The following is a 26,825-nucleotide window of genomic DNA, read 5'->3' on the forward strand; positions in this document are numbered from 1 at the left end:
TCTGCCTTCCGTAAATGAAGTGCTGGTGTGCACGTCTGTACAAGGCATTCGGAGTCGGCGCCGCGATGGATGGGTGGAGTTCGATAGAAAGTTCGGGGCACTCGAACACGAGAAAACCCCCGAGTTCATCGGGGGTTTTCTGGTCTCGGTGTGTGCAGATCGTGCTGTGTGAGCCGACCTTGCTGTGCCGCTGGGCGCGCCGCGTCTTCAGGAGGCGAGGCGTCCGTTCCGGCGGTGACGCGCGAGAAGTTCACGTTCGGTCTCCGACATCCCGCCCCAGATTCCGTACGGCTCGGAAACGGTCAACGCGTGACTACGGCACTGAATGAGAACCGGGCACTGACGGCACATCTCCTTGGCTCGGGTTTCTCGTTGAGTTCGGGCTCGACCGCGTTCGCCATCCGGGTGAAAGAACATCGAGGAGTCGACTCCGCGGCACAGTCCGTGCATCTGCCAGTCCCAGATGTCTGCGTTCGGCCCGGGAAGATGATTCGGTGCAGGCATGTTGACTCCTTACTGCAAGCTCGTCTTGTTCAACGAGCGGATCAAGTCGCCCGAAGATTATCCGGGCCTTCTACATGTTCGCGCTCGCTAACCGTAAGGGTGCTGAGTAAATCGCGTCAATAGGCTCGCTAGTGGGAATCGGCATATTTTGCCGGGCAAGAATTAACGAGGAAAATATTTACATTTCGGCCACTTCGTGCGTGAGTGAGAATCCGGACAATGTTTTACAGTGTGATGTGATGTGTAAAGGATTTGTGAAGATGGAATATGAAATCGCAGTTCAAGTGCTACATTTTTGTGGTGGTTCATGTCAAGGTTCGGTTTTGGGGCCTACCGCTTGGGTGCGCAGAACCACGTTCAGCGGGCATTATTCGGACTAACTTCCCATATTGGCAGTCGAGCAAGCGTCCAGTAAGTAATGTGTAGTTAACGTAACAGATACGCATCTGTTAAATATCGTTGCAATCAGAATTCTGAATTTAGTTGAACATTTGGTGAACGCCGACGAAAATCGGCCGATTCCGCATCCCACCTTGTGGAACGTGCTTTTTGTGGTGCTTGCTTACCGGGTGCCATGGAGTTCAGCTCCCGCAGCGGCTCCGATGGCAGTGACTGCAATGATCTGACGGTGTCGACAACTTTGCAGTCCGTGGCCTTTGGTGCGGAACCCCAACTCATCCTGCTTCCGGTCCCGGCTTCGGTCGAGAGTTGGTGGTTGACCGCGGTAGCGCTCGGCGGACAAGGGCGTTACGCGCAGGCCCGCGCAGCCCTGGACGTGGTGGACCGGAGAACTGCCGGCCCGGTCACGGATTACGAACGGAGGTACGCGTCGTTGGCGGCGAGTACGCGGGCGTCGTTTCGGCGGCAAACGGGCTGGCACGCAAAGGCCGCGCTTGATGACGGTAGGGCGCTCGCGATAGTGGCCGGACTCGACTCATCGCCATCGGTGGACGCTGCTGTCTGTGACGCGCTTACCGGCCTTGCGGCCGACGCACTCGGCGTCGGACGACTTTCGCTGGGTTGGCGTCTTCTCGCAGAATGTGGTGAGCGTATCGGGGGCAGTTCTCCGGAAGGACTGTGGCGCCAGTCGATCAGGCTCGAATGGGTCTCGGCGGAGCTTGCGCTGGCGTCCGGAGACTTCAACCGCGCACTTCGACACGCTGATACTGCCGTCGAGCTGTCCGGCGATTGCGGCTCTGTCAGGCACAAGGTGAAATCGGACCTCTTGCATTGTGCCGCGATGACGGGTTTCGACGCGAGTGAAGCGGCGCAGCGTGCCCGTGCGGTGTTTGATCAGTGCATGACGTTCGGGTTGCTGCCCTTGGCCTGGGCTTCCTCGATGCTGATCGAGGGTGTGACCGGTACCACGGCGACGCCGAATTCGAGCGTCCTCGATACTGCGATCGCTATCGGTGGTGGCGTTTTCCGTAGCCCGTCGTAGTGCGGTGTGCCACGAAGTAGCGGACGAGTCTCGAACAGAGAAACGATGCCGCAGCGGGCCGGGGATGCGCGGACCAGTCGGTTCGGATGGTTACTCTTAGAGGGTTCCGCTGAGAGTGGAAGCACACCCACTCGGGAAGTGCCACTGTAACGCCAGGATTTTCGCTGACGATGACTAATACGAGCGATGAGTTGGACTCCGCGGTCGCCGCTGCAGCGCAGGGCGACCGTACAGCTCTAGCTTTGGTTTTGGAAAACATTCGACCAATGGTGGTTCGTTACTGCCGTGGTCGGGTGGGTGCGGCGGAGAGAGGCCACCTGTCTGCCGATGACGTCGCGCAGGAGGTGTGTCTGGCTGTGATGACCGCATTGCCGCGTTATCAGGACCAGGGACGACCCTTCATGGCTTTTGTGTACGGCATCGCTGCACACAAGGTTGCTGACGCGCATCGAAGCTCCGCCCGTAACAAGTCGGAGCCCGTAGCCGAAGTACCGGATGTAATCGCACTTGACGACGGACCCGAGCAACGAGCGCTCGATTCGGAATCCAGTAGACAAATGCAAGAACTGCTCGGCACTTTGCCGGAGAAGCATCGAGAAATCTTGATTCTCCGTTTAGTTGTCGGGTTGTCGGCCGAAGAAACGGCCGCCGCCGTCGGGAGCACCGCCGGAGCTGTACGAGTCGCCCAGCATCGGGCGATTGCGAAACTGAAAAAAGTAGTAACGAAAGCGGGTGAGAGCTATGGCTAGAGACGAGAAACGTGATCCTTCCGATCTCGACGACCTCGCAGCCGGTCTCACCGATGACGGGGCACCGGTGGATCTGGCTGCGGTTCGGCGTGACGACGCGCTGATCGAAGCGATTTCGAGTGGTGGGCCGGTAACGACCGATAGCACCGAGCAATACGAATTGGCACTGATCCTATCGAAGTGGCGAGACGACGTCGTGTCGACTCCGATGCCGGAAGGCCCACTTCTCGAAGACGTGATTGCGGCTATCGAATCGGCTCCACCGAGTATTGCTGATAGAGAACGTTCACGTTCACGGCTACGCCTGGTGCGTCCGATAGCGGCTGCGGCAGCTGTGGCGGCAGTGGTGTTCGGTGGCGGTTCGATGCTTGCCTACGACGCGCAGCCCGGCGACGCACTGTGGGGTGTGAAGCAGGTTGTCTTCGCGGACGAAGCAAATTCGACTGTGGCAAAGATCGATACGACTTCCGAACTCGAGAAGGCTGAGCGGTTGTTGGCCGCCGGTGACATTCCCGAAGCGAAGAAGGTCCTCGACAACGCTGCGCAGCGCGCCGGTGATGTGAAGGATTCGCAGGAGAAGACGGACCTCGTCGAACGATGGGGCAAGTTGATGACCCAGGCGCAGGAAACCGGAGCTCCGATCGCTCCGCCGCTTCCCAGCACAACCGGTGGGCAATCGAGCCTGCCGGCGACGTCGGTGACTTCGATTCCGGCGCAGCCGAGTACGTCATCCAACGTGGAGATGCCGGGCACCGGTCCGGTGACGTCGACGTCCAACGCGGAACTTCCGCCGCCGTCGTCGACCAACCCGAGTCCGTCGACGAGCGCACCGACATCCACGAGCGCTCCGTCGTCTTCAACGACGACTCCGTCGTCGAAGACGACAACGACGTCGCCGAATGTGAACACGCCGTCCTGATAGCAGTGAAACCTGTTCAGTAGCAATAGATTCAGCAGGCACAAAAGAGTGGGCCGACAAGCATCAGCTTGTCGGCCCACTCTTTCTGCGTACTTGGGGTCAGGCGTCGAAACCGTCGCCGTGCATCGCTTCGTTCATGGATGCGTCGGCATACCCACGGCAGTAATCCCACGTGACATATGCCTCAGGCATGGGGTCGTAGGCGGGTTCGTGGGGGCGGACGGTTCCGTCGACGAGGAGTTGGAGCAGGTTTGCCCGCAACATGTCCCAGTCGTGGTAGTGGTCTTGTTGGCAGTCTTCGCAGCACACCACGAGTCCGCGGATGCCACGATGAGCGAGGAGGGCTTCGTAAACCGCGAGGTCAGCGAGATCTTCCTCGACGGCCTGCCGTTCTTGAGGGTCGAGTGGTTGACCCGGCTCGATGGCATCGAGAGCCGCGGAAGGGTCAGCGGGGTCGCCGGCAAAAGGATCTGGCGGCAGACCGGGGGGCAGTTGATCACGCACAGCACCACGGTACGCAGGTCAGGGGGGTTGGCGCCACTTGTTACGCGTACCCGCAGCGTGGGTGGGATGGTTCGGACCAATGCGGGAGCCGATACCATGGTGTGCAACGCCGGGAAAAGGTGCCAGGAATATCTTTCTGTGCAGGTGCCTTCTATCCGATATCCAGCTTTCGTAATCCGCTTCGAGGTAGCTGCTACAGCGGCTGCCGACAGGGCGAATCTAGGTCCATGGAGGGTCCTGACCGCATGACTAGTTCTGCAGGGCATGTACACACCGGAGGAGACGACCCCAACAAGGTCGCAATGCTCGGGCTGACATATGACGACGTACTGCTGTTGCCTGCAGCGTCCGATGTCATTCCGAGCCAGGTCGACACGTCGAGTCAGCTGACCCGCGATATTCGTCTGCGTATCCCGTTGGTCAGCTCCGCGATGGACACGGTCACCGAGTCGCGCATGGCGATTGCCATGGCTCGCGCCGGCGGTATGGGAGTTCTGCACCGCAACTCGTCGGTGGAGGTCCAGGCCGGGCAGGTCGAGACCGTCAAGCGTTCGGAGGCCGGCATGGTCACCGATCCCGTCACGTGTAAGCCGACCGACACGATGGGCGAAGTCGACGCGAAGTGCGCTCGCTTCCGTATCTCGGGTCTCCCGGTCACGGACGACGCCGGCCAGTTGGTGGGCATCGTCACGAACCGTGACATGCGTTTCGAGGTCGACCAGAACCGTCCGGTCGTCGAGATCATGACCAAGATGCCGCTGATCACCGCGCAGGAAGGCGTCACTGCAGACGTTGCACTGGGTCTTCTTCGTCGTCACAAGATCGAGAAGCTTCCGATCATCGACGGCAACGGCAAGCTCACCGGCCTGATCACGGTCAAGGACTTCGTCAAGACCGAACAGCATCCGTTTGCAACCAAGGACCGTGACGGTCGTCTGCTCGTCGGTGCCGCGGTCGGTGCCGGCGACGATGCCTTCCAGCGTGCGATGGCGCTAACCGACGCCGGTGTGGACGTACTGGTGGTGGACAGCGCGCACGGGCATTCGTCCAATGTTCTCGACATGATCGTCAAGCTCAAGCGTGAATTGGGCGAGAGGGTTCAGATTATCGGTGGCAACGTAGCTACGCGCGCCGGTGCATTGGCACTTGTCAACGCAGGCGTCGACGCCGTCAAGGTCGGCGTTGGTCCCGGTTCCATCTGCACGACCCGTGTCATTGCCGGCGTCGGTGCTCCCCAGGTCACTGCCATCCTCGAAGCGGCCGCGGCATGCAAGCCTCTCGGCATTCCCGTCATCGCCGATGGCGGCCTGCAGTTCTCCGGCGACATTGCCAAGGCACTTGCTGCCGGTGCGTCGACGGCCATGCTCGGCTCGCTCCTGGCCGGTACTGCCGAGTCGCCGGGTGAGCTGATCCTGGTCGGCGGCAAGCAGTTCAAGAGCTACCGCGGCATGGGTTCGCTCGGTGCGATGCAGTCGCGCGGCGAGGCCAAGTCGTACTCCAAGGACCGTTACTTCCAGGACGACGTCCTCTCCGAGGACAAGTTGGTTCCGGAGGGCATCGAAGGACGGGTTCCGTTCCGCGGTCCGCTGTCACAGGTGACGCATCAGCTCACCGGTGGTCTGCGTGCTGCCATGGGTTACACGGGCAGCGCCACGATCGAGCATCTGCAGGGCGCTCAGTTCGTCCAGATCACGGCTGCCGGGTTGAAGGAAAGTCACCCGCACGACATCACCATGACTGTCGAAGCTCCCAACTATGCTGCCCGGTAATTCGGCCGCTCGTTAGTTCAGTTCGCTAGTTCATCTGTCACGAGAAAGGGGCGCGCGTGCGCGACCTCGTTGAAATCGGAATGGGTCGTACGGCCCGACGTACCTACGAACTGGACGATGTGAATATCGTTCCCTCCCGGCGAACCCGTTCGTCCAAGGAGGTGTCGACTGCTTGGCAGATCGACGCGTACAGGTTCGACATTCCAGTCCTCGCTCATCCGACCGATGCCTTGGTCTCACCGACCTTCGCAATCGAATTGGGTAAGCGCGGCGGACTCGGCGTCATCAACGGTGAGGGCCTGTGGGGTCGTCACGCGGATGTCGAGGCGAAGCTGGCTCGCCTTGTCGAGATCGCGGAAGCGGACGGTGGCGTCGACGCGGCCATCCGTTACCTGCAGGAGTTGCATGCGGCTCCGCTGCAGGCGGAGTTGTTGGCTGCTGCGGTTGCGCAGGTCAATGCTTCTGGTGTGACGACGGCGGTTCGAGTGAGCCCGCAGAACGCGCGTGCACTGACGCCGGCATTGGTCAAGGCGGGAATCGACTTGTTGGTCGTTCACGGCACGATCATTTCGGCCGAACATGTTGATCACAACGAGCAGGAACCGCTCAACCTCAAGACCTTCATCTCGGAACTCGACGTTCCGGTGATCGCCGGTGGTGTGAGTGATCACCGCACTGCGCTTCACCTGATGCGTACCGGTGCGGCCGGCGTCATCGTCGGTTATGGCTCCACCGAGGGTGCAACCACGACGGGTGAGGTTCTGGGTATCGGCGTGCCGATGGCGACGGCTATTGCCGACGCTGCTGCTGCTCGTCGCGACTACATGGACGAGACGGGTGGACGGTACGTCCATGTCATCGCGGACGGCGACATCGTGACGTCGGGTCACCTCGCGAAGGCCATCGCGTGTGGCGCGGACGCTGCTGTCCTCGGTGCGCCGCTGGCTGTGTCTGCGGAAGCTCCCGGCGGCGGTTGGTACTGGCCATCGGCTGCGGCGCATCCGTCGATGCCTCGTGGTGCGCTTCTGCCGGTGTCGTACGGCGACCGTCCGAGCCTGGATCAGGTTCTCAGCGGTCCTTCTGATGATCCGTACGGTTCGCTGAACTTCGTCGGCGGCCTGCGTCGGTCGATGGCAAAGTCCGGATATTCGGATCTCAAGGAATTCCAGCGCGTCGGGCTCACTGTTCGCGGGTAATTTGTACGTTTCTGTGGCCCCGGTTCCTCTGGAACCGGGGCCACAGTTCGTTGTGCAGGACTTTCACCCGTTTCTGCTACCTGCGGTTACGCTTAGAGGCACCCTTGTGGTGGTAGTCACAACAAGTGGGTGCATACTGGCCAGTAACTACGGTTCATGGTGGAGGTTCCTGATGGGCAAACAACGGGCGACGGATTACGACGTACTGATCGTCGGGTCCGGGTTCGGCGGAAGCGTCAGTGCGCTTCGTCTCGTGGAAAAAGGCTACAAAGTCGGTGTCATCGAAGCTGGTCGACGGTTCGCCGATGCAGATTTCGCTAAGAACAGCTGGGATCTGAAGAAGTTCCTGTGGGCGCCCAAGCTGGGGTGCTTCGGTATTCAGCGGGTTCACCTGCTGCGCGACTGCCTGATTCTGGCGGGTGCCGGCGTCGGCGGCGGTTCGTTGAACTACGCGAACACGCTGTACCAGCCACCGGAACCGTTTTTCCAGGACAAGCAGTGGGCGCACATCACCGATTGGCGTAGTGAGCTCACGCCGTTCTATGAGCAGGCGCAGAAGATGCTCGGTGTGGTCCGGAATCCGCACATGACGCCGGCCGACGAGATCATGAAATCGGTCGCAGACGACATGGGCGTCGGCGACACGTTCATTCAGACTCCCGTCGGAGTCTATTTCGGAGAACCAGGCAAGAAGGCTGCCGATCCGTACTTCGGTGGTGTCGGTCCGGAACGCACCGGGTGCATCGAATGCGGTGAGTGCATGACAGGCTGCCGTCACGGCGCCAAGAACACTCTCCTCAAGAACTACCTCGGCCTCGCCGAGACGGCAGGCGCCGACATTATCCCGATGACCACGGTGTCCGGACTCCGTGAGTCGCGCGACGGTACGTGGGACGTGTTCACCGAGCGGACCGGCGCTTTCAAGCGCAAGAATCGTCGCACCTACACCGCTGCCAACGTGATTCTCGCGGCCGGCACCTGGGGCACTCAGCACCTGTTGTTCGACATGAAGGACACCGGAGCGCTGCCCAAGCTCTCCGACAAGCTCGGTGAGCTGACGCGTACGAACTCCGAATCCATAGTCGGTGCCGGCAAGTACAAGGTCGATCCCGCACTCGACCTCACTCGCGGTGTGGCGATCACGTCGTCGTTCCATCCCAGCAAGGACACGCATATCGAGCCGGTTCGCTACGGCAAGGGTTCCAACGCGATGGGCCTGCTGCAGACGTTGATGACCGACGGCGGCGGAACCAAGCCGAGGTGGGTGACGTTCTTGGGCACTGTCGCCAGGAATCCGTTCCAGATGCTGCGCATGCTCACGGTCAAGGACTGGAGCGAGCGCACCATCATCGCGCTGGTCATGCAGAATCTCGACAACTCCATCACGACGTACACGAAGAAGGGACTCTTCGGGCGTCGTAAGGTCACCAGCAAGCAGGGCCACGGCGAGCCGAATCCCACGTGGATTCCCGAGGGCAACGACGCCACTCGACGCGTGGCGGAAAAGATCGACGGCGTGGCCGGCGGCACGTGGGGAGAGATCTTCAACGTTCCGCTCACCGCGCACTTCCTCGGTGGCTGCGCTATCGCGTCCGATCCGGAACACGGTGTGATCGATCCGTATCAGCGCGTCTACGGATACCCGACGCTCAGCGTCGTCGACGGTGCTGCGGTGTCCGCCAATCTCGGTGTGAACCCGTCGTTGACCATTGCGGCGCAGGCTGAGCGCGCGGCGTCGTTGTGGCCGAACAAGGGCGAGAAGGACCTGCGTCCGGCGCAGGGAGATGACTACGAGCGGTTGTCGCCGATTGCGCCCAACTCGCCCGTCGTGCCGGCATCGGCTCCTGCGGCCCTGGTTCTTCCGATTGTGAAGATCACGGTTGGAAAGAAGCCGGTATCGCCTGAAGTGGCGTGATCTTCGTCGCCCCCGGACCCTCGTATGCTGCGTAGAGTCCGGGGGCGCGCAGGTTCACTAGCTGGGCATATTAGACTGCACGTGTGGCAGATATCGAGCAGCAGAGACCAGTTCTTGTCGTCGACTTCGGTGCGCAGTACGCGCAGTTGATCGCACGGCGAGTTCGTGAGGCCAAGGTCTACTCGGAGGTGATTCCACATACCATGACCGTCGAGGAAATCGTGGCCAAGAACCCCTTGGCTGTCGTGCTCTCCGGCGGCCCGTCCAGCGTGTATGCCGACGGCGCCCCGAAGCTTGATCCGGCGCTCTTCGACCACGACATCCCGGTGTTCGGAATCTGCTACGGATTCCAGGCCATGGCCGGTGCCCTCGGTGGCACCGTCGCCGAGACCGGAACCCGTGAGTACGGCCGCACCGACATCTCGGTGTCCGGTGGACTTCTTCACGACGGACTTCCCGCGACGCAGCCTGTCTGGATGAGCCACGGTGACGCTGTCACCGAAGCGCCGGCAGGTTTCGAGGTCACCGCGACCAGTGACGGCGCTCCCGTCGCTGCTTTCGAGGATCGCGCTCGCAAGTTGGCCGGCGTCCAATACCACCCCGAGGTTCTGCATTCCCCGCACGGCCAGCAGGTTCTGAGCCGCTTCCTACACGAGATCGCCGGTATCCCGGCAGCGTGGACGGCGTCCAACATCGCCGAGTCGCTCATCGAGCAGGTTCGCGAGCAGGTCGGCGACGGCCATGCCATCTGTGGTCTGTCCGGTGGAGTCGACTCCGCTGTTGCCGCTGCGTTGGTTCAGCGCGCAATCGGTGACCGGTTGACGTGTGTGTTCGTCGATCACGGTTTGATGCGCGCCGGTGAGCGCACGCAGGTCGAGAACGACTTCGTTGCCGCTACGGGTGCTCGTCTCATCACGGTTGATGCTGCTGACACCTTCATCGGAGAGTTGGCCGGTGTCACCGATCCCGAGACCAAGCGCAAGATCATCGGCCGCGAGTTCATTCGCAGCTTCGAAGGCGCGGTCAGTGATGTCTTGGGCGAGAACGCTTCTCATGGCGCAACCGTTGACTTCCTCGTTCAGGGCACCCTGTACCCGGACGTCGTGGAATCCGGTGGCGGTACCGGAACCGCAAACATCAAGAGCCACCACAACGTTGGCGGACTGCCGGAAGATCTGCAGTTCAAGTTGGTCGAACCGCTGCGCTTGCTGTTCAAGGACGAGGTCCGCGCAGTCGGCCGCGAACTGGGCTTGCCGGAAGAGATCGTCGGACGCCAGCCGTTCCCCGGACCGGGTCTCGGTATCCGCATCATCGGTGAGGTCACTCAGGAGCGTCTCGAGATTCTCCGTCACGCAGATTCCATTGCGCGCGAAGAACTTACGTCCGCTGGTCTCGACGGTGTGATCTGGCAGTGCCCGGTTGTCCTCCTCGCCGACGTGCGCAGCGTGGGTGTCCAGGGCGACGGCCGCACCTACGGTCACCCGATCGTGCTGCGTCCCGTCTCGAGCGAAGATGCGATGACCGCAGACTGGACGCGTTTGCCGTACGAAACCCTCGAGCGTATTTCCACGCGCATCACCAACGAGGTTCCGGACGTCAACCGCGTTGTTCTCGACGTGACGAGCAAGCCGCCGGGAACCATCGAGTGGGAGTGATCCCCAACTGAACGAAAACTGCTGTGTGCCTTTGTCAACCTTCCGCGGTTGACAAAGGCACACAGCTTTTTTATTTCTTGCGATTCGGCAGGATTACCAGCAGTAGCCCCGCAACGACGGCTGCGCCGACGAAGATCCACCGGAATTGCATGTCGGCTGCCGGTGCGAGAGAGAACGGCCCGAGCAGAGCCCACACGCTGACCAGCATCGCCAAGACTCCTGCGATCAGCAGAAGTACGGACGGGCGCTTGGTCTTTCGAGCTTCTTCAGAGTCCGTGGTGTCGTCGTATTCGCTCATGACTGGTGTACCTCCAAGCTTCCGAACGTTGCTTTGGCGTTGATAGTCACAGTGGGTGCATCAGGTCCGGCTTGGGATCCGTGGTGGGGATTGTCCGGGAGACAACCGGATCCATCACCGAATACGACGGTGCAATTATTCACGACGTTCACGTTGTCCGGAACGGAGATGATGAATTCGCCGAAGGCCGCCGAGACGTCGATTGTCTTGTCCTCGGTGAATGCCACACCCTTGAGATCCAGTTGGAAGCTACCGAACCCGCCGGTGTACGACGGCTGAATCTCGGACGCGTTCATGGGAACCCATGTCTGTTCACCCGAGGCGTCGAATTTCAAGGGATCGACCAACGACGCGAGTAGAACAAAGCCGACGAGCGGCGCTGTCACGACCAGCAATCCATATCCCTTGCGAAAGAACGCGCCCAGAATCAAACCGGCGGCGACGACGGCAAGTCCGACGGCACCGACGCGGCCCGGCGTGAACCAGTCGTTGCCGGTCGCAGCCCCGGCCGCGCCGGTGACGGATGTGGCGATGATCGCGAGTCCGAGGACGGTCAGTGTCCAGCGGGAGCGTCGGGGCCGAGGGCGAAGGGGCAGCAGGGGAGTGTTCTTGACTGCCGGATCGGGAAGATCCCAGGCGAACGGTGCAACTCCCAGGGGATCCCAGGACGGTGGGGTGACGGTTCGCTCTTGCTCGTCGACGGAACCGCTGGAGCTCTTGGAACCGCTGGGGCTCTTGGAACCACCGGGGCTTTTGGATAGATCGACAGCCGGCTCGGGGGCGATGTAGCTGTCCGGGAGTTTGGTGTACGGCGTGTAGACCGGCGGCTGGTCCGGGGTGAAATGTCCGGGGGCATAGTATCCGGGAGTGAACGGGCCGGGTGTGAATCCTGTTCCGGGATAGGCTGTTCCGGACCCGATGTACTGAGAGGTGCTCGGGGGCAACGCCGGTGGAACGGGTTGTCGTTGATAGAGAAGCCACAATCCGCCGAGCATCAGCATCAATCCGATCAGTCCAGCGCCGCCCTTTCCGGCCCCGATGGGCCCGATTGTGGTTGCGGCGATGGCGAGTGCCACCAACAGGACGATCGTTTTGGTGCCGGCTTCGGATCGCCGTCGACGATGGAACATCGACTCGGCCGAGGAGGGGCCGGTATCAGCGCGGGCGAGAACCAGCCATCCCGCGAGATACAGGAGGATGCCCGAACCCCCGAAGATGGTCGAGACGACAAAGGCGACGCGCACGAGGATCGGGTCGACGCCGTAGCGGTATCCGATTCCGGCGCACACGCCGGCAACGTGGCCCTGGGCGGGTAGACGCACGGGGCGGGTCCGCCACAGATCTTGGATCTGTTCCTGGAAAGTCGGAGTGCTCATGAATCCATCGTCGTGGGTCGGGTGGTGGTGGCGCATCAGGGCTGGGCCCTGATCTTTGCCGTAGTCGAGCTACGACCTCAGGGTTGGACCCTGATGTGTGCGCCGGAGGTTCGTGCCAGTATCGACTATGTGCAATCTGTGTCTGATCCCGCGCTCGTGAGTGCGCCGCTTCCACTGCCGCTGCGAAAGCTGGAGCGCCGCTCCGGTGGTCGCATCGTCGGCGGTGTGGCCGGCGGAATCTCGGATCATCTCGGCGTCGACGTCCTGAAGGTTCGTGTTGCGTTCGCGATCCTGGCAGCGATGGCCGGTGCCGGAATAGTGGTGTACGGGCTTCTCTGGGCGTTCGTATCGGTGGGTACAGATACCGAGAAGGCGAGTGCTGCCGAGCGTCAACGTGCCTATGGATTGATCGCTCTCGGCCTGGGCGGAGCCGCGGCACTGTCCTGGCTGTTCAGCGGCACTGCCGGATCGGTGCTGGCGCCCTTCTTCGTCGTCGCCATCGGTGCGGCCCTGGTGTGGCGGGAGTTCGATTCCGAGGGCCCACGTACCGTCATCGGACTGCCGCAACGCCCTACCGTCCTGACGTGGACCCGTGTGGTCGGCGGTGCGACGCTTATCGTTCTGGGCCTCGCGGTCGTGGTGTTGGCTCAGGTCGATATCGATGCCCTGCGGTCATCCTTCTTGGCGGTGATCGTGACGTTGATCGGTGCCGGACTGTTGACGGTTCCGTTATGGCTGCGGATGTGGCGAGCTCTGGGCGCCGAGCGTGCTGCTCGAATCCGCAACGACGAGCGTGAGGAAATCGCGTCGCACCTGCATGATTCGGTGTTGCAGACCTTGGCGCTGATTCAGAAACAGTCCGAAAATCCTGCGGAAGTCGCGCGGCTCGCCCGGGGGCAGGAACGCGAGCTTCGGAAGTGGCTGTTCAGCGGCGGCGAGATCGACCACACCAGCCTGACCGAGGGGCTCAAGATCATCGCGGGTGAGGTGGAGGATCAGCACGGCGTGACGGTTCGTCCGGTCACGGTCGGAGACGTGCAACTCGGCGGTGAGAACGGCCTGCCGAAGGAAGCATTTACCGCCCTTCTCGGTGCGACCCGCGAGGCTCTGGTCAACTCGGCCAAGCATTCTGGAGAGAAGGAGATCAACTTGTTCGCCGAAGTCGAGGGCGATCAGGTCAGCATTTTTGTACGCGACCGCGGTGTGGGTTTCGACGTCGACGCGGTGCCCGAGGATCGTCAGGGATTGGCCAAGTCGATCCGGGGGCGCATCGAGCGTCGTGGGGGCCGCGTAGTGGTTCGGTCGAGTCCGGGCAAGGGGACCGAGATCCGGGTTCACATGCCGCTTGACGGCAAGGCTGACCTACAGTGGGACGAGTCCGTAGACCATGCCCCGAACCCTGAGGAACAGTTCTAGTGACCTTGCCGCCAGTGCCCCCGTATCGCGTTTTTCTCGTCGACGATCATGGGGTGTTCCGCTCCGGAGTTCGCGCCGAATTGTCTCGCGAGAACGACATGGAGATAGTCGGTGAAGCCGGCGGTGTGGCCGAGGCGATCGCCGGCATCAACAAGACCAAACCGCACGTCGTCTTGCTTGACGTGCACATGCCCGACGGCGGCGGGGTGGCCGTGCTTCGCGGGATAGATTCGGGCCCGGTGTGCTTGGCGCTCAGCGTGTCCGATGCGGCCGAGGATGTCATCGCGGTGATTCGCGGCGGCGCGCGGGGCTACGTGACCAAAACGATTTCAGGGTCGGAATTGGCAGACGGTGTGCGTCGGGTCGCGGGCGGCGACGCCGTGTTCGGGCCTCGGTTGGCGGGATTCGTGCTTGATTCCTTCACCGGCCGGTCTGCAGCTCCGGAACCGCAACTCGATCCGGAACTGGACTCTCTGACACCGCGTGAACTCGAAGTCCTCCGGTTGCTCGCCCGGGGTTACACCTACCGTGAAATCGCGGAGGAACTGGTGATTTCCGTGAAGACGGTCGAGACCCATGCGTCGAATGTTCTGCGAAAGACTCAGCAGTCCAATCGCAATGCGCTGACGCGTTGGGCGCATCGCCGTCAGATCGACTGAGGTCTTTCGCGATACTCGGCGAAGGCGCACCATGGACCAATGACGGAACCATTGGCGCTGGCGTCGAGACGAGGGCGCTGGGTTGTTGCCGCCACGGTTCTCGGTTCGAGTATGGCTCTCCTCGACGGCACTGTCGTCAACATCGCGTTGCCGCATATCGGCTCCGACCTGGGATCCGGTGTGGCGGGCCTGCAGTGGACGCTCAGCGGGTACACCTTGGCGTTGGCGTCGTTGATCCTTCTCGGCGGTGCGCTCGGTGATCGGTGGGGCCGACGCAGGGTGTTCGTGTGGGGCACCGTGTGGTTCGCGGTGGCGTCGTTGCTGTGTGGAATTGCTCCTGACATCACGTTTCTGGTGGTGGCAAGGATTCTTCAAGGTGTCGGGGCGGCGCTGCTGACGCCCGGGAGTCTGGCCATCATCTCGGCTTCGTTGCGTGAGGAGGACCGGGGTGCGGCTATCGGATTGTGGTCGGGTCTCGGGGGAGTTGCGGGTGCCGTCGGCCCGCTGTTCGGCGGTTGGCTCGTGGAGGTTGCCGGGTGGCGTTCGGTGTTCTTCCTGAACCTTCCGTTGGCTGCTCTTGTGGTGTGGGCCTCTGTGCGTCATGTTCCGGAGAGTCGTGACCCGAACCCGCCGCAGCGCCTCGACGTACTCGGATCTGCCTGTGCTGTGGTCGGTCTCGGTGCATTGACGTACGGGCTGATCGAGATGAGCGTGCTTGCCGGTGTTGTCGGCGGGCTCGCCCTGTGTCTTTTTGTTGTCGTGGAACGACGTTCGCCGAGTGCGCTGGTGCCGCCGTCGCTTTTCCGTTCGAGAATGTTCGTGGCGGCAAACTTGGTGACGCTGGCCGTGTACGCCGCGTTGGGCGGAGTGTTCTTCCTGTTGGTGCTGCAACTGCAACTTGTCGCCGGCTATTCGCCGGTGGCGGCAGGTGTAGCAACGATTCCGATTACGTTGGCGTTGTTGCTGTTCTCGTCGCGGGCAGGAAGATACGCGCAGACTCACGGACCGCGCTTGCCGATGACAGTCGGGCCGGTGTTGGCGGCAGCGGGATTGGTACTGATGACGCGCATCGGTGTGGATGCGTCGTATCTGACCGACGTGCTGCCCGGGGTGCTGGTCTTCGGTCTGGGTTTGTCGGTGATGGTGGCACCGTTGACTGCGGCGGTGCTGGGTTCGGTTCCGGTGGAGCAGTCGGGAATTGCGTCCGGTGTGAACAATGCTGTTGCCCGAACCAGCCAATTGCTGGCAGTTGCTGCGTTGCCGGGAATTGCGGGAATCAACACCGAAGCCCTGGTGGACCCGGCACTGTTCGACGGCGGATTCACGGTAGCGATGTACGTCTGTGTTGGACTCTTGCTGCTCGGCGCAGGTATTGCCGCCGTGTTGATCCGAACTCCGGCAGTGGAGCCGGTGCCCGAAGAGGATTCGGTTGCCTGCAAACCGCATTGTGATCTGACAGGGCCTGCAGTGCAACCGAATCCGGCCGCGGACTAGGTGCTGATATCGCGATCGCGCTTGGGCACCAATGGGATTGCCGCAGCGGGGAATGCTGCCACAATCGCAAAAGCGATGGGATACCCGACCAGGCCGATCAGTGCGCCCACTACCGGACCCACCGCCGACGCGGCAATGAACTGCCCGGTGTTCTGGGCGCCCAAGGCTTTTCCCTGCCACTGGGGACCGGCAGCTTCGGCGACGGACGTGAAGGCCAAGCCGTTGTCCGCCACACTGACGGTAGTGGCGAGCAGGAGTATCAGCGCCGGGATTCCACACGCGGTGGCGTCGGCCGCTGCCATGGCCAACATGACCACGACGGCCGATATCGAGACCAGTCGCAACGGGCCGACTCTGCTCCCGGCGTGGTCGCTCCACATACCCACGACGATGCGTCCCAGAGCGCCGACGAACTGCGAAACCCCGATCAGAATGCCGGCCGGAGCGGCATCCCACTGTTGCTCGCTGATCAGCCACACCAGTCCGAAGGTCGACAATGTGAACTGCGGGAACACCAGCAGCGCCGAGACGATGTGGATGCGCCACAGGAACCAGTTGGAGCGGTAGGGGTTGACTGCCGCGGGAGGTGTCTGGGCTGGGGACGCGGGCCGCGGGGGATTGACCAGTGCAACTGCACAGATCAGCGCGAGCAGGCCGTTGAGAGCTACGGACAGCGCGACCGCCGAACCGATTCCGGTGTGGGCCGCCAGCGTCGGGATGGTGACCGAAGCGATGGTCACGCCCAACGGTTGGGACATCTGCCGGATGCCCATGGCCAGTCCGCGTCGATCCTTCGGGAACCAGCCGACCACTACGCGTCCACTGGCGGCGTTGGTGCTGGCCGCCGCCATCCCGCCGAGCAGGAATGCACTACCCAGGAGCGCATAGTTGTCGGTGGTCGTGGCTGCCAGGGCAGCGAACGCGGTCAAGGCCAATCCGATGGAAATGACCCACTTTTCGCCGAATCTGTCGGCCAGGGCGCCCCAGGCGACCAGCGTCAGCACCATGCCGAAAGTGGGTGCAGCAGCGAGTGTTCCGGCCTGAGTCAGTGAGAGACCGTGCTCGGAGTGCAGTAGTGGAATCAGGAAGGCGGGAGTGCTGACGAAGACGGTGCCTGCCGCCTGGGCTGCGACACCGATGCCGAGCATCGACCATGCCCGGGGTGAGACTGCTGATTTTTCCAGCCGCGACGGTGCGGTCATGTCTGCCTCCCAGTTCGCCGTGATTCAACGGGGTCGAGACTACTCTCACTGTTCCAAATGCTGATATCAACTTCCCGAATGATGGGATTTACGTGTGCTGGGGATGGTGGTCTGCGGGTTTGCGGGCAGTCTCCGGCGCCTCCAGTGGTCCCCCCCTTCGATATGTTCACTCGATCCGGGATGGAGCGAACGGTATGCCCGTCGCCTCAGATGCGCCGAAAGGTACGTTCGCCCAGAAGGGGAAGCGGCAAATCGGGCACGACAGGGTTAGTTGAGAGGCAAGCGAACGGTGAAGATCGTTCTTCCGTTGACCTGATCGACGTCGATGCTGCCGCCGTGCAGGCGTACGTTCTCGACGGTCAGTGACAAGCCGAGTCCGCTGCCCTCACTGCGCCCGCGAGCGGTGTCTACCTTGAAGAATCGGCGGAAGATCGCTTGTCGGTACTCAGGTGAAACGCCGGGTCCGTGGTCGATGACGTGGATGACGGCGTAGCCGGGTTCAGTGCGTAGTTCGACGCGCACCGGGGGAGATCCGTGACGTAAGGCATTGCCGACGAGGTTGGCGAGGACGATATCGATTCTGCGTGAATCAACTCGGGCACTGATGTTTTCGGGTGTGGAGAGTTCTACGATGTCGGACCATCCTCGACTCTCCAGCGTGCGCTCGGTCAGGCTGACGAGGTCGATGTTGTCGAGTACCAGTCGTGCTTGTTGCGAGTCGTGGCGCGACATTTCGATGAGGTCTTCGACGAGTCGGGTGAGTTTTGTGATTTCACTGCTCACGATCCGGGCAGCGGTGGCGGCGTCGGGTGGCAGGTTCGGTATCTCTTCGGACAGGATCTCGCTGACGGGTACGAGTGCTGCCAGCGGAGTGCGCAGCTCGTGCGAGACGTCGGCGACAAATCTCCGGGACTGTTCTTCGGATTCCCTGAGTTCGTTGATCACAGTTTCGTTGCTCGCGACCATGTTGTTGAATGTTGTTGTCAACTGAGCTAATTCGGCCACGCCGTCTTCCGGTAGGCGGATGCTCAAGTCGCCGTCGGCGGCGCGCGATGCGGCTTCATCGAGGCGTTTGAGCGGCCGAACCAGTGTCGACGCGATCCAGAAGCCGAGTAATCCGCTGACGAGGACACCGAGGGCGAGGGTGAGCGCTACGACCCCGAGCAGATTGTCGAACTTGTCCTGTACTCCGACGAGCGGGCGGATGGCGATGGCGCTGACCAGTGTCTGATCTTCGCCACCGGGTGCGGAGGAAGTGTCGGTGAGATTGATCGACACTCCCAGCATGATGTGCTCGGAGTCGAGTCTCTCGAAACGGAGCAGTTTTGGGCTGACCAGCCCGTTCGAGAAGCTGGGCGGTATCTCCGACGGATTGGCGGATCCGAGCTGAACGACATCACCATCCACGATCACTGTCATGTCGGTGGGAAATACCCTCGCCAGGCTTGTCGGGGTGATTCCGTCGACAGGTTCACCGTTGAGAGAGAGTACTTCGTCGCGAAACTGCGCAGTCGCGACGTCTTGCGCATTGGAATAGATCCAGGATCGTGCCATCAGAGACACTGCTCCCGCTGTTGCTCCGGCGATGATCACCACGATGGCGATGAACACGAGAACCAGTCGGGTGCGGAGGCCGTCGACGCGTAGCCAGGCCGGTTTCATCGGGGTTGGTGGTTGAAGCGGTAGCCGAATCCACGAACCGTTTCGATGAACGTCGGTTCGGCTGGGTCGTCTTCGATCTTGCTTCGGAGGCGTTGCACTGCGGCGTCGACGATGCGTGAATCTCCGAGGTATTCCTGATCCCAGGCGGCGGACAGTAGTTGTTGACGGCTCAGGACCAGCCCGGGATTCTGGGTCAGCGCCAGAATTAAGCGAATCTCGGTCGGGGTGAGGGTCAATTGTGCTCCGGCTTTGTGGATTTTGAGTGACGCTCGATCCACCTCCAAGTCTCCGAAAGTTTCTGCGGCAGGGAGTGTTTCGGTGGACGGAGTGGTGGGGGCTGAGCGTCGTACGACGGCTTTGATCCGGGCGTCGAGTACTCGCGGACTGGCGGGCTTGACGACGTAATCGTCGGCACCGGCTTCCAATCCGGCGACGGTATCGATGTCGTCGGATCGTGCGGTCAGGATGATGATGGGGATGGCGCTACGGGTGCGAATGCGTCGGCAGATTTCGTAGCCGTCGGCACCCGGAAGTCCGAGATCGAGAAGTACCAGGTCTGCGGCGAGCAGAGCGTCGTCGAAATCGGTGTTGCCGTCGGGTCGATGGCTGACGATGTGCCCGAGTCGGTTCAGCCCCAACATGATTGCCTCAGCGATGGCCGGATCGTCTTCTATGAAAAGGATGTTCACCATGATCCGGTACCTTCTGCAGTCGGAGGAATCTCGGTAAGCCCAGTATTTCGGTAAGCCCAGTATTTCGGTAAGCCCAGAGTACAGGTGCCTTACACCCTCGAGAGTCGTTCGTTCCCAGGGTCGGCCAGTGCCGAGTGCGGTGGAACCGTGGTGTTCAACGGGAATGCGGATACGGCGAGGGTGTAGCAGCCCACCAGAAGCAATGCGCCGATCACGTCGCTCGGCCGGTGCCATTGAAGGACGATCACGGAGATTGCGGTGCCGATGACGATCAATGCGCCGTTGATCGCAACTATGGCGCGCCATCGATGGGGAGTTGCGAACACGATCGCGCAGACCAGGGCGGTAACAGCGGTCAGGGTGCCACTGGGGAAGGAATTGTGCATGACAAGGCCGTTGAGATCTGGTCGCTGAAGGGACTGTTTGAGTGCCCAGGCTGTGGCGATCGGTCCCAGTGTCACGACGGCAACGCGGAGTGCCAGTGCAATCGGGTTGTTGCGCAACGTGATCATGAGTACCACGAGTACTCCTCCCACTATCAGAATCGGGGTGACCAGACCGATGAATGCCGCGGCCAGGGAGCCGAGATCCTCCGAGTAGGCTGCGTCCCTCATGATCTGCTGATCGACTATCTGACCGCCGGCAGTGTTGACCGCCAACTCGAATTCGATGATTCCCAAGAACAGAAGTACCAGTGCGGCAAACAGTCTCGGTAGTTTGATACGTGTCATGGTCAGCCTTCCGCTCTCTCGTCCGAGGGGTTGCTCAGTTGTGGTGGACACTCGCCGCCGGGGGTGGTGGCCAATTCGAAATGCCACATTTCATTGGCGTAGGTCTGGCACAGTCCGTAGTCGCTGCCGTGCTGGATGAGCCAGTCGTCGGCATTTGTCGGTCCGATGTCGACGGCTTGTCCGCTGACGTGTTTCGAGAGGTTCGGTGGGTGCACCCATTGTGCGGCTTCGCTTGCGCTGCCGTACTTTACGACGGCATTGTCCCAGAGGCGTTGTTGAAATGCTGCGGATCGCCAGCCTGACGTGACATGCATGGCAACGCCGGATTTCTGTGCATCGGCGACGGCTGAGTGAAGTGCAGCGAGTAGTGCGGTGTCCAGGCGTGCCAACGCCGGCAAGTGTGTGTCGCTCGGGCTGATGCCGTCCTCGATCTCGCCGCCGGCGGGGCCTGAATCAGGTTGAGTGGCAAGATAGTTTCCGCTCTTCGGCTGGGCATCGTCGGTATAAGAGCAGGCGGTGAGTCCGAGCACTCCGAGTGCGAGGAGGCAGAGTATTCCGCGGTGGCTGGGCATGCAATTGAGAGTGCTCGGCTGCTGTCACGGTGAGATGGTGACATGTCGTCAACCGTGACACAGATTGCGACAACTCTGTAACAGCTTGGAACGGTGCTGGTAAGAGCTATACCGGGCGCGGGATGGTGGCGAAGGTGGACAGTTCGAACCAAGCCGGGAGGTCGCGACGCAGCGGTGCGGGCCCGGAAATGGTGATGTCTCCGGATCTGACGGCGTCGGCCCAGGTCAGATTGCCGCGCCAGACTTCCGTCATCGGTCGCAACCCCGCAGATATCGATACCGTGACGTCGAAACCCGGATCGTTGTCGCACACGTCGACTTCGCCGGAGTTGATGACCAGCCACCAGTTCCGGGAATGCCCGGGTACTCCGGAGAAGACGAAGTGGACCACAGCTTTTCCGTCGGGGACTACGGAATGGTCTACGCGGCGATGCATGTCCCAGAGCAGAAGTTTCGGATCCAGATCTCCGTCTCCGAGTTCGCCGATCCAACGGGTGCCCCAGATTCCGAGTGCTTCGACGACGGGGCGGAGTTCTCGGCCGGCATCGGTGAGGCGGTAGGCGATGGCTCCGTTGCTGTCGTTTCGTTCCACGATGCCGGCGACGGTGAGTTGGTGCAGTCGTCTGGACAACAGTGTGGGGGACATTCGGGGAAGCCCGCGTCGTAAGTCGTTGAAGTGTTCACTTCCCATCATGAGTTCGCGGAGCAGCAGTAGTGTCCAGCGCTCGTCCAAGAGCTCCATCGCCTTGGCGACGGGGCAGAACTGGTGGTACGACGACCCCATGTATCGATCGTAGGCCGACGAGTTGCCGCGGTACAGATCTGGTACTGGAGGGGTTGCGAATCCCGTCGTAGCGTCAACTGTCAGAACGGAAGCTACTGCGAAAGCAGTTGGAGGAGAATGTAATGACTGAATCAGTAGATACGGTGGTATCGGATCGGGTGCTCAAGTCCAAGCACCGGGTCATGTGGGGGTTGGGTGACTATCCTGCTGTGGCGTCGCAGGTTATCCCGGACCTCGGGCCCGTCCTGGTGCAGGGGTGCGAGGTCGGGGAAGGCGACCGTGTCCTTGACATAGCAGCGGGGGCGGGAAACGCGGCTGTTCCGGCTGCAGTGCGTGGGGCGGATGTGGTGGCAACCGATCTCACGCCTGAACTGTTCGAGGCGGGAAAGCGTGCTGCGGCGCAGGCGGGTGTCGAACTGGTGTGGAAGGAAGCCGACGCCGAGAACCTGCCCTTTACCGATGGTGAATTCGATGTGGTGCTCTCGTGCGTCGGGGTCATGTTCGCGCCGCACCATCAACGGGCAGCCGACGAGCTACTGCGAGTGTGTCGCGTCGGCGGTCGGGTCGGTGTACTGAATTGGACTCCAGCAGGTTTCATCGGAGAAATGTTCAAAGTGATGAAACCGTATGCGCCGGCTCCGCCGCCCGGCGCGCAACCTGCGCCGCTGTGGGGTGACGAGAACCATGTGCGGCGGTTGTTCGGCGATTTGGTGGGTGAGTTCGATGCGCGTCGAAAGATCTTGCACGTGGACAGGTTTGGTGGACCGGAGGATTTCCGCGACTTCTTCAAGGCCAACTACGGTCCGACTATCGCCGTCTACCGCAACATCTCCGACGATCGCGACAGAACGGAAGCTCTGGATCGGGAACTGGTGGAGTTGGCTCGTAAGTACGACGACGGCGACAGTTCCTTCGGCATGGACTGGGAGTATTTACTCGTAACCTGTGTGAGGGGTGTGTGATGAGAACTATTGATGTCGAGGTGCTGAGATCCTCGATCACGGGCCCGGTGTTCGGCCGCGATGACGAGGGTTACGACGATGCTCGGTCGATCTGGAATGGTCAGATCGACCATCGGCCAAGGGTGATAGTGCGGTGCCGCGGATCAGCAGATGTAGTGCAAGCGTTGGGATTTGCCCGGGACAACTCGTTGGAAGTGTCGGTACGGGGCGGTGGACATTCCTACCGCGGCGCATCGGTGTGTGAGGACGGTCTGATGATCGATCTCAGTGGGCTCAACGAGGTGAAGGTTGATCCGAACCTGCGCCGAGCGTGGGCCGGCGGCGGGGCGACGATGGCGAACCTCGATTCTGCGACGCAGGAGCACGGTCTGGCTGTCACGGGTGGGGTGATCAGCGATACCGGCATCGGTGGGTTGACGCTCGGCGGCGGGATGGGGTGGTTGACGCGATCGCTCGGATTGTCGATCGACAACCTGGCGTCGGCGGAGGTGGTGCTTGCCGACGGTCGGGTCGTACGCGCGTCCGAAGACGACCATCCCGACTTGTTCTGGGCGCTGCGCGGTGGCGGCGGCAATTTCGGGGTGGTGACGGAGTTCGAGTATCGGGTGAGTGAGGTCGGTCCGGAGGTGCATCTGGGGTTGTTCTTCTGGGGCATGGACGACGGACCGGATGCGCTGCGTTTGTTCCGTGAGGTGGTGCCTGCGCTGCCGGGCAATGGCGGTGCGTTGGTGGCTGTCAGTTTGTCTGCGCCGCCGGCGCCGTTCGTTCCGGAGCAGTTTCATCTGCGTCCCGGATATGCCTTGCTGGTAGCGGGTTTCGGATCTGCGACGGAGCACGAGAAGGCGATTGCGCCGATTCGTGAGGGGTTGGAACCGCTGTTCGAGTTTGTCACGCCACTCCCGTACGTCGGGTTGCAGTCGATGCTCGACGAGTCCGAACCTTGGGGCGCATACGCATACGAGAAGGCCTTGGATCTCGAGGATTTCTCCGATGAGGTGATCGACGTTCTGACCGAACACGCGGGGAAGAAATTGTCACCGATGTCTTTCATGCCGATTTTTCCGATGCAGGGTGCTTTCACCTCGGTCGGTGAGGACGAGACGGCGTTCGGTGGCACGCGCACTCCGCACTACGTGTGCAACATGACGGCCACGGCCACCGATGAAGGAACGCTGGATCTGGATCGAGAGTGGGTGCGTGATACCTGGGAAGCATTGCGTCCCTTGTCATCCAATCCTGGCGGGTACGTCAACTTCATGACCGATGCCGACGAAGATCGAGTCCGCAGTTCGTACGGGCCTGGCAAGTACGACCGTTTGGCTCGGATCAAAGCCGAATACGACCCGGGCAACGTCTTCCATCTCAATGCCAACATCAAACCGGCCTGAGAATTCCGGTTCGGGTGGGCTCGTTGGCGTAGGGGGAGGCTGATCTGCTTCCCAGGCTGTGCTGAGTGGTGTTTAACAGTGTTCTAATCTTGGTCACGCACAGTGCCGGTATGACAAACGAACCGCGATCGACTCTTCGAGTCGCCATCGGAGCGGGTGGCACTGGTGGACATGTCTATCCTGGACTCGCCGTAGCCGAGGCCCTACGTGAGTTTCCCGATGCCGACCGACCTCGGTACCTCGTTGAACTTCACCTCGGAAGAGGGTCGGCTGCGTAGCACCGCAACACACGAGTTCAGTCGGGAGAAGGGCACCGGCACTTACACGGTTGCCTTGTCAGTCACCGACGGATCCCCGGTGGCCCCGGCACTGGATTACCGCAGTCTGCTCGAGGAGCAGGGTGGCCTGCGTACGCTGCAGCAGAAGATTGCCGAGAATCCGGATACGGCCAAGCTGCTCGGTGCCTTTCACGCCTATCTGTGGGGAGACGCGCGCACTCCCGAAGCGATACGTCAACTCCATGACCTCGGCATCACGAAGATGTGGCTCGGCTACGACTCCGACGACCAGCCGATGACCCGCGACGCCGTCGAAACCGCCACGAACTACGGCTTTCTCGTCGGGCCGTACGACACCTTCGCCAACGCGCAGGACCCATCTGGTGAGGTCGATAATCCCTCGTCTTCGTGGCCCGAAGGGATTTGGCCCGACGCCTGCGTCGTTGACAAAATGGGAGACTTTGAAGGGGGGTTCAGCGGCCGTGGCTGTTACCTGAGCTCGGAGACAGCCGGATCGTGGGCCAACAGCGTTGTGTCCTTCAGCCACGGATCGAGCACGCCGGTGATGAACGGCCTCTGGAAAGCGGAACGAGACAAGGCGAACTGGGGTGCTTACTGGGGGGAAAACGGCCCGGCCTTCTTCTTCAAGCCCGTCGAGCTTTCGTCAGAGCTGAAAACCGGCATGTTCGATCCGAAATACCTTGTGCCGCTGTAGGAGACGATGCTGCACGATTCGGTAGTAAGCACGGATCGATGGGAATTGTCCTTCAATAAACTGCCGGCCGAGCAAACCAATCGCGCATTGTTGGCAATGCTGTACAACACCCCACTGAACTACACCCTGAACGCACAAACCATCGCGGAGGAAGGCCCGAGGATGGCGACCATGCAGAAGTTCTTCGCCACCCGGCACGAGGCGGCCGGAACTGAGCCGATGACGGACTTCCAGTGGCTTTCCGACGACAGAATGGGGAAACACGTTTCCGAGCGGTCATGTTGCCGGCGCGATGGGTATTGCGCTCGGCCTGCTCCTGATCGCGCCATCGTGGATGCGATTGGCCGGGATCGTGCCCTGTGCGGTGTGGGTGACGCTGGTCAGCCGCGACATCATGGGCGATGGATGGCATCGGTTCAGCGATGTCATGGGATCGGTACTGCTGGCCGCTGCGATCGTCAGCCTCGTTGCCGCGATGGTCGCGGTGGGTGGTCGCCGAATGGGAGGTTTGGCACTGGTAGCCACGCTGGTGGGCGGTCCGATGGCACGGTGATGATCGCGCTTGTCCTCGATCCACATCCCTTCGGTGTGCTCACCGGTGTCCTCGCCGTAGGAGTGTCGGTACCGATGGCGGTGTTCGCGAGCGTGATTTCGTCAAGCAGTGAGCACCAGGATGACGACGATAATCGTGGCGAGAATGATGATCGCGACCATTGCGGTCATGGCGATGGGAGCCCAGACGACGACTTTGTCCCTGGTGCTCGCGTCTGCCGGTCCGGTGGGCATCCGAGGTGGCCACGAGAACAAATCCAGTGGGCTGGGTACGGAGCCGAGCGGCGTATTCTGTTGGACCGCAGGCAATCCGGTGACGGTGGGGCCGACCAGTCGGTTGCGTCGGTGTGGATCGGGGAGTTGCGTGGTGCGGTGTGCCCAGGCCGGAACGACGCCCTCGGCCGAGTACAGCGGTGTGCCGATCAGTTGATCGATGGAATCACCGTTGGTGGCGACGGCGGCGAGTGCGTCGCGGGCCTGCGCCATGGTAGGCCGACGCGTCGGATCCGGTGCGAGCAATTGGAGTAGGACGTCGGTGAGCGGCCCGGATTTGGTGGGGCGGTAAATCTCGGCCTTGGCGACGCGGTGCAACAGAGCGATGGGATCGGAGTCGATTCCGAACGGCGGTTGACCTTCGATGACGGTGTAGAGCGTCGAGCCGAGGGAAAACACGTCACTGGCTTCGGTGGGGTCGTCGCCACGCGCAACTTCGGGGGCGAAGTACGCCGGTGTACCGGTGATGACTTCGTCCTGACGATCGGCTCCGTCGCTTTTGGCGCGTGCGATCCCGAAGTCGCTGATCTTGACGATGCCGAGAGAAGTACCGCGGTCGGCAATGAGAATGTTGCCGGGTTTGATGTCTCGATGGACGATGCCGGCGGCGTGAGCCTCGGTGAGTGCGTCGGCGATCTGTGCGCCGATCTGCGCGACTTCGAGGGGTGGCAGAGTATCGGCGAGGTTCATGGCCTGGGCCAGGCTGCGCGACGGGAAGTACTCCATGACGAGCCACGGTTCGCCGGCTTCGAGCGCGACGTCGTACATCCCGATGGAGTGGGGATGTGAGAGTTTGGCGGCGTTGCGGCCTTCGCGCATTGTGCGTTCGCGGATCTCTTCGGCGCTCTCGTCGTCGAGTCCGGCCGTAGTAGTGACCTGTTTCACCGCGACGTCGCGGCTGAGGAGGGTGTCGCGGGCAAGCCAGACGGCACCCATGCCGCCGCCGCCGATTTTGGAGCGGAGTCGGTACCGCCCCGCCAGCAGGTATTCGGGGCCGATGCCCCTCCCGGTCTGCTCTCGAACTGTCACAAGTTCAAGGTTAGTGGATTGATACGCCTGTGACCCTCGAGGTTGGTGTGAACTGGGCCCTTTGTCCCGCCTTGACGTGCCGTAAGTGAC

Annotated in this window: 24 protein-coding genes and 2 pseudogenes; 15 read left to right on the forward strand and 11 right to left on the reverse strand. The window is 61.6% G+C overall.

What is annotated here, in order from left to right; genetic code table 11:
* Positions 1-207 precede the first annotated feature (207 nt).
* Complete coding sequence (locus QM600_RS05395; RefSeq protein ID WP_094271958.1) at positions 208-504, reverse strand: WhiB family transcriptional regulator; 297 nt, start codon at positions 502-504, stop codon at positions 208-210.
* A gap of 574 nt (positions 505-1,078) precedes the next feature.
* Here QM600_RS05395 and QM600_RS05400 point away from each other — a divergent pair.
* From QM600_RS05400 to QM600_RS05410, 3 genes are all read left to right on the forward strand, one after another.
* Positions 1,079-1,945 carry a hypothetical protein gene (locus QM600_RS05400; RefSeq protein ID WP_283260451.1) on the forward strand — a complete coding sequence of 289 codons (867 nt, stop codon included), beginning with the start codon at positions 1,079-1,081 and terminating at the stop codon, positions 1,943-1,945.
* A 170-nt stretch (positions 1,946-2,115) separates the two neighbouring features.
* Positions 2,116-2,694 (forward strand): sigma-70 family RNA polymerase sigma factor, encoded by a 579-nt coding sequence (locus QM600_RS05405; RefSeq protein WP_094271959.1) that lies wholly within the window; start codon positions 2,116-2,118, stop codon positions 2,692-2,694.
* Complete coding sequence (locus QM600_RS05410) at positions 2,687-3,613, forward strand: anti-sigma-D factor RsdA (RefSeq protein WP_283260452.1); 927 nt, start codon at positions 2,687-2,689, stop codon at positions 3,611-3,613. Before QM600_RS05405 ends, QM600_RS05410 begins: the two co-directional genes overlap by 8 nt.
* Before the next feature lie 99 nt (positions 3,614-3,712).
* Here QM600_RS05410 and QM600_RS05415 read toward each other — a convergent pair whose 3' ends face one another.
* Positions 3,713-4,117 carry a DUF5319 domain-containing protein gene (locus QM600_RS05415; protein WP_033231326.1) on the reverse strand — a complete coding sequence of 135 codons (405 nt, stop codon included), beginning with the start codon at positions 4,115-4,117 and terminating at the stop codon, positions 3,713-3,715.
* Between the two features lie 245 nt (positions 4,118-4,362).
* On the opposite strand from QM600_RS05415, the gene guaB reads away from it, so the two are divergent.
* The 4 genes from guaB to guaA all read left to right on the forward strand — a co-directional run bounded on the left by guaB (position 4,363) and on the right by guaA (position 10,652).
* Entirely contained in the window at positions 4,363-5,886 is a 1,524-nt protein-coding gene (guaB, locus tag QM600_RS05420) for an IMP dehydrogenase (protein WP_283260453.1), read from the forward strand.
* A 56-nt stretch (positions 5,887-5,942) separates the two neighbouring features.
* Positions 5,943-7,082 carry a GuaB3 family IMP dehydrogenase-related protein gene (locus tag QM600_RS05425; RefSeq protein WP_243620889.1) on the forward strand — a complete coding sequence of 380 codons (1,140 nt, stop codon included), beginning with the start codon at positions 5,943-5,945 and terminating at the stop codon, positions 7,080-7,082.
* Between the two features lie 172 nt (positions 7,083-7,254).
* Positions 7,255-8,997, forward strand: coding sequence for a GMC oxidoreductase (locus QM600_RS05430; RefSeq protein ID WP_283260454.1), 1,743 nt, complete (start codon positions 7,255-7,257; stop codon positions 8,995-8,997).
* A gap of 83 nt (positions 8,998-9,080) precedes the next feature.
* A complete protein-coding gene (guaA, locus tag QM600_RS05435; RefSeq protein WP_283260455.1) occupies positions 9,081-10,652 on the forward strand; it encodes a glutamine-hydrolyzing GMP synthase in 1,572 nt (523 codons plus the stop codon).
* A gap of 70 nt (positions 10,653-10,722) precedes the next feature.
* On the opposite strand, the gene QM600_RS05440 is transcribed toward guaA, so the two are convergent.
* Both QM600_RS05440 and QM600_RS05445 read right to left on the reverse strand, forming a co-directional pair.
* Positions 10,723-10,950 (reverse strand): hypothetical protein, encoded by a 228-nt coding sequence (locus QM600_RS05440; protein WP_283260456.1) that lies wholly within the window; start codon positions 10,948-10,950, stop codon positions 10,723-10,725.
* Complete coding sequence (locus QM600_RS05445) at positions 10,947-12,326, reverse strand: PspC domain-containing protein (protein WP_283260457.1); 1,380 nt, start codon at positions 12,324-12,326, stop codon at positions 10,947-10,949. Before QM600_RS05445 ends, QM600_RS05440 begins: the two co-directional genes overlap by 4 nt.
* 93 nt (positions 12,327-12,419) lie before the next feature.
* Between QM600_RS05445 and QM600_RS05450 the strand changes: the two genes are divergently transcribed.
* Genes QM600_RS05450 through QM600_RS05460 form a run of 3 tightly spaced genes read left to right on the forward strand, consistent with a single transcriptional unit; the run spans position 12,420 to position 15,895 of the window.
* Positions 12,420-13,742: an ATP-binding protein gene (locus QM600_RS05450; RefSeq protein WP_283260596.1), complete on the forward strand. Its 1,323-nt coding sequence runs from the start codon at positions 12,420-12,422 to the stop codon at positions 13,740-13,742.
* Complete coding sequence (locus QM600_RS05455; RefSeq protein ID WP_283260458.1) at positions 13,742-14,401, forward strand: LuxR C-terminal-related transcriptional regulator; 660 nt, start codon at positions 13,742-13,744, stop codon at positions 14,399-14,401. Before QM600_RS05450 ends, QM600_RS05455 begins: the two co-directional genes overlap by 1 nt.
* 39 nt (positions 14,402-14,440) lie before the next feature.
* On the forward strand, positions 14,441-15,895 hold the full coding sequence (locus tag QM600_RS05460; protein WP_283260459.1) for an MFS transporter: 1,455 nt from the start codon (positions 14,441-14,443) through the stop codon (positions 15,893-15,895).
* Here the strand turns inward: QM600_RS05460 and QM600_RS05465 are convergent.
* From QM600_RS05465 to QM600_RS05490, 6 genes are all read right to left on the reverse strand, one after another.
* A complete protein-coding gene (locus QM600_RS05465) occupies positions 15,892-17,097 on the reverse strand; it encodes an MFS transporter (protein WP_283260460.1) in 1,206 nt (401 codons plus the stop codon). The genes QM600_RS05460 and QM600_RS05465 overlap by 4 nt on opposite strands.
* 267 nt (positions 17,098-17,364) lie before the next feature.
* Positions 17,365-18,759: a sensor histidine kinase gene (locus QM600_RS05470; RefSeq protein WP_283260461.1), complete on the reverse strand. Its 1,395-nt coding sequence runs from the start codon at positions 18,757-18,759 to the stop codon at positions 17,365-17,367.
* Positions 18,756-19,451 carry a winged helix-turn-helix domain-containing protein gene (locus QM600_RS05475; RefSeq protein ID WP_283260462.1) on the reverse strand — a complete coding sequence of 232 codons (696 nt, stop codon included), beginning with the start codon at positions 19,449-19,451 and terminating at the stop codon, positions 18,756-18,758. Before QM600_RS05475 ends, QM600_RS05470 begins: the two co-directional genes overlap by 4 nt.
* An 89-nt stretch (positions 19,452-19,540) precedes the next feature.
* Positions 19,541-20,182 (reverse strand): phosphatase PAP2 family protein, encoded by a 642-nt coding sequence (locus QM600_RS05480; RefSeq protein WP_283260463.1) that lies wholly within the window; start codon positions 20,180-20,182, stop codon positions 19,541-19,543.
* Between the two features lie 2 nt (positions 20,183-20,184).
* The gene (locus tag QM600_RS05485; protein WP_283260464.1) at positions 20,185-20,754 is read right to left on the reverse strand and encodes a M15 family metallopeptidase; all 570 of its coding nucleotides are present in this window, start codon (positions 20,752-20,754) and stop codon (positions 20,185-20,187) included.
* Positions 20,755-20,860: 106 nt separating this feature from the next.
* Positions 20,861-21,538: a winged helix-turn-helix transcriptional regulator gene (locus QM600_RS05490; protein ID WP_283260465.1), complete on the reverse strand. Its 678-nt coding sequence runs from the start codon at positions 21,536-21,538 to the stop codon at positions 20,861-20,863.
* Between the two features lie 122 nt (positions 21,539-21,660).
* On the opposite strand from QM600_RS05490, the gene QM600_RS05495 reads away from it, so the two are divergent.
* The 5 genes and pseudogenes from QM600_RS05495 to QM600_RS05510 all read left to right on the forward strand — a co-directional run.
* Positions 21,661-22,500, forward strand: a complete 840-nt coding sequence (locus QM600_RS05495; RefSeq protein ID WP_283260466.1) for a class I SAM-dependent methyltransferase — start codon at positions 21,661-21,663, stop codon at positions 22,498-22,500.
* Positions 22,500-23,888 carry an FAD-binding oxidoreductase gene (locus tag QM600_RS05500; RefSeq protein ID WP_283260467.1) on the forward strand — a complete coding sequence of 463 codons (1,389 nt, stop codon included), beginning with the start codon at positions 22,500-22,502 and terminating at the stop codon, positions 23,886-23,888. The genes QM600_RS05495 and QM600_RS05500 overlap by 1 nt, the downstream gene beginning before the upstream one ends.
* A 110-nt stretch (positions 23,889-23,998) precedes the next feature.
* Positions 23,999-24,166 (forward strand): glycosyltransferase, encoded by a 168-nt coding sequence (locus QM600_RS29760; RefSeq protein WP_502942887.1) that lies wholly within the window; start codon positions 23,999-24,001, stop codon positions 24,164-24,166.
* Positions 24,108-25,121: pseudogene (locus QM600_RS05505) on the forward strand (glycoside hydrolase); the annotation flags it as partial. The gene QM600_RS29760 and the pseudogene QM600_RS05505, both read left to right, overlap by 59 nt.
* A gap of 19 nt (positions 25,122-25,140) precedes the next feature.
* Positions 25,141-25,434, forward strand: a pseudogene (locus QM600_RS05510) (phosphatase PAP2 family protein); the annotation flags it as partial.
* A gap of 101 nt (positions 25,435-25,535) precedes the next feature.
* Here the strand turns inward: QM600_RS05510 and QM600_RS05515 are convergent.
* Entirely contained in the window at positions 25,536-26,735 is a 1,200-nt protein-coding gene (locus tag QM600_RS05515; protein WP_283260468.1) for a serine/threonine-protein kinase, read from the reverse strand.
* Positions 26,736-26,825 lie beyond the last annotated feature (90 nt).

It is taken from the genome of Rhodococcus sp. IEGM 1379, assembly GCF_030056815.1.
Taxonomy (GTDB): domain Bacteria; phylum Actinomycetota; class Actinomycetes; order Mycobacteriales; family Mycobacteriaceae; genus Rhodococcus_F.